The sequence below is a fragment of the Collinsella sp. AM34-10 genome, from assembly GCF_003469185.1.
In the GTDB taxonomy this organism is placed as follows: domain Bacteria; phylum Actinomycetota; class Coriobacteriia; order Coriobacteriales; family Coriobacteriaceae; genus Collinsella.
Genome location: NZ_QSIL01000014.1, coordinates 1 through 3,186, shown reverse-complemented (window position 1 = coordinate 3,186; position 3,186 = coordinate 1). Strand labels below are relative to the sequence as shown.

The 3,186-nt window shown below is 64.9% G+C and carries 2 rRNA genes (1 of these 2 only partly in view); both read left to right on the top strand.

The window, feature by feature from the left end:
• Window positions 1-2,869, top strand: a 23S ribosomal RNA gene (locus tag DW823_RS09495); it begins 182 nt to the left of the window's first position.
• A 146-nt stretch (window positions 2,870-3,015) separates the two neighbouring features.
• Window positions 3,016-3,131 (top strand): 5S ribosomal RNA (gene rrf / locus DW823_RS09490).
• Window positions 3,132-3,186 lie beyond the last annotated feature (55 nt).

The following is a 3,186-nucleotide window of genomic DNA, read 5'->3' as shown; positions in this document are numbered from 1 at the left end:
GGGTCTCCGAATGGGCGAACCCATCCACAGCAGTGTGGATATCCCCACCCCGAACACATAGGGGTGGGGAGGACGACCCGGGGAACTGAAACATCTAAGTACCCGGAGGAGAGGAAATCAATCTCGAGACTCCCCGAGTAGCGGCGAGCGAAAGGGGACCGATGGCCAAACCGTCGAGCGGGCGTACCCGGCAGGGGTTCCGCCGACGGGGTTGCAGGGCCGCGCATCCGGGGGCTGCCGCCCCCGGGCGCAGGTCCGGCTGGGGAGCGGAACGGCATGGGAGGGCCGGCCGCAGCGGGTGACAGCCCCGTACGCGAACCCAGACCGGACGGCGCGACGCGGTCCCTGAGTAGGGCCGGGCACGTGAAACCCGGTCCGAACCTGGGTGGACCACCATCCAAGCCTGAGTACTACCCTGTGACCGATAGCGCACCAGTACCGTGAGGGAAAGGTGAAAAGCACCCCGGGAGGGGAGTGAAACAGTACCTGAAACCGTGCGCCCACGAGCAGTCGGAGCACCCTTTTAGGGTGTGACGGCGTGCCTTTTGTAGAATGAGCCAGCGAGTCGCTGGCGCGGGGCGAGGTTAACCGAAAGGGAGCCGGAGCGAAAGCGAGCCTTAACAGGGCGACTTGAGTCCCGCGCCGCGGACGCGAAGCCGGGTGAGCTATCCGTGGGCAGGCTGAAGCGGGGGTAAGACCCCGTGGAGGGCCGAACGCACGTCGGTTGAAAACGGCGGCGATGACCTGCGGATAGGGGTGAAAGGCCAATCAAACCCGGAGATATCTCGTTCTCCCCGAAATAGCTTTAGGGCTAGCGTCGCGCGTTCACCGCCGGAGGTAGAGCACCGGATGGACGAGGGGGCTTCGCCGCCTACCGAATCCAACCGAACTCCGAATGCCGGCGGCCCAGAGCGCGGCAGTCAGAGCATGTGGGCTAAGCTGTGTGCTCGAGAGGGAAACAGCCCGGACCGCCCGCTAAGGTCCCCAAGTTCCAGCCGAGTGGCAAAGGATGTGCGTCCGCCCAGACAACCAGGATGTTGGCTTAGAAGCAGCCATGCATTCAAAGAGTGCGTAACAGCTCACTGGTCGAGTGGACATGCGCCGACAATACACGGGGCTAAGCTGGACACCGAAGCGGCGGGATTTTATTCATTAGAATCGGTAGGGGAGCTTCCCATGGGCGGAGAAGCCGGAGGGCGACCGACGGTGGAGCGCATGGGAGTGAGAATGCTGGCATGAGTAGCGAGAGACGAGAGAGTAACTCGTCCGCCGTGAACCCGAGGTTTCCTGGGCAAGGCTAATCCTCCCAGGGTCAGTCGGGGGCTAAGGCGAGGCCGGGAGGCGTAGCCGACGCGCAGCAGGCAGACATTCCTGCACCGCGCACGCGGCGCTACGACCGACGGGGCGACGGATGGGGGTGGCTCGGCGGGGTTCTGGACGTCCCCGTGATGGAGCGCGGCCCGCGGACCAGGGAAATCCGGTCCGCAGAAGGGCGAGGCTCCGGACGAAGCACTTAAGCGAAGCGAGTGAGCCCGAGGTCCCTAGAAAAACCCCTAGGCAGGCGCGTGCGCGCCCGTACCGCAAACCGACACAGGTGGGTGGGTAGAACATACCGAGGCGATCGGGTCAACCATGGTCAAGGAACTCGGCACAATGGCCCCGTAACTTCGGGAGAAGGGGTGCCCGCGCGTACGTGAACGGACTTGCTCCGGGAGCGGAGGCGGGCCGCAGTGGAGAGGCCCAAGCGACTGTTTACCAAAAACACAGGACTCTGCAGAAGCCGCAAGGCGACGTATAGGGTCTGACGCCTGCCCGGTGCCGGAAGGTCACGCGGAGGGGTTAGCCGTTAAGGCGAGGCCCCGAAGCCAAGCCCCGGTAAACGGCGGCCGTAACTATAACGGTCCTAAGGTAGCGAAATTCCTTGTCGGGTAAGTTCCGACCTGCACGAAAGGCGCAACGACTTGGGCGCTGTCTCGACCATGGACCCGGTGAAATTGCACTGGTCGTGAAGATGCGACTTACCCGCGGAAGGACGGAAAGACCCCGTGAACCTTCACTGCAGCTTGGCATTGGCCGCTGGTCCCGCGTGTAGAGGATAGGCAGGAGGCATCGATCCGGAGGCGCCAGCCCCCGGGGAGCCGCCCTTGGAATACTGCCCTCGCGCGACCGGCGTCCTAACCCGAGGCCGTCAACCGGCTCGGGGACCGTGCCAGGCGGGCAGTTTGACTGGGGCGGTCGCCTCCTAAAGGGTAACGGAGGCGCGCGAAGGTCCGCTCGGGACGGTCGGCAACCGTCCTTTTGAATGCAAGAGTACAAGCGGGCTTGACTGCGAGGCCCACAAGCCGAGCAGGTGCGAAAGCAGGCTCTAGTGATCCGGCGGCCCCGAGTGGGTGGGCCGTCGCTCAACGGATAAAAGGTACTCCGGGGATAACAGGCTGATCTTGCCCAAGAGTCCACATCGACGGCAAGGTTTGGCACCTCGATGTCGGCTCATCGCATCCTGGGGCTGGAGCAGGTCCCAAGGGTACGGCTGTTCGCCGTTTAAAGCGGTACGCGAGCTGGGTTCAGAACGTCGTGAGACAGTTCGGTCCCTATCCTCCGTGGGCGCAGGAGAATCGATGGAGGCTGCCCCCAGTACGAGAGGACCGGGGTGGACGCACCTCCGGTGAACCGGTTGTCGACCAACGGCACGGCCGGGTAGCCGCGTGCGGCGCGGATAACCGCTGAAGGCATCTAAGCGGGAAGCCGTTCCAGGGATTAGTTCTCCTTCCGGTAAGGGCCCAGGTAGACTACCTGGTCGATAGACGGCAGGTGCAAGGACGGCGACGTCCTCAGCCGAGCCGCACTAATCGCCCGAGCTCTTCCGGAACCGCACCTCGCGGCCCGCGGGACCCAGCGCCCATGCGCGGTCCGGGCACGAGGATGCCCCCGAGTCATCTTTCCTATACGCCATGCGGCCCCCAGGGCACGTGAGAGGGACACCCGGACACCGAGAACGGTGGGCGCCGCCCACCGGTCAGCGGCCAGAGCATGGGGGGCACGCCCGGTCCCGTTCCGAACCCGGAAGCTAAGCCCCATCGCGCCGAGAGTACTGCGGGGTCAGCCCGTGGGAGGCCAGGGCGCCGCTGACCGGTGGACGGCACCGAGCCGCCATTGGGAATGTAGAAGGGGGAGGCCTCGCGGCCT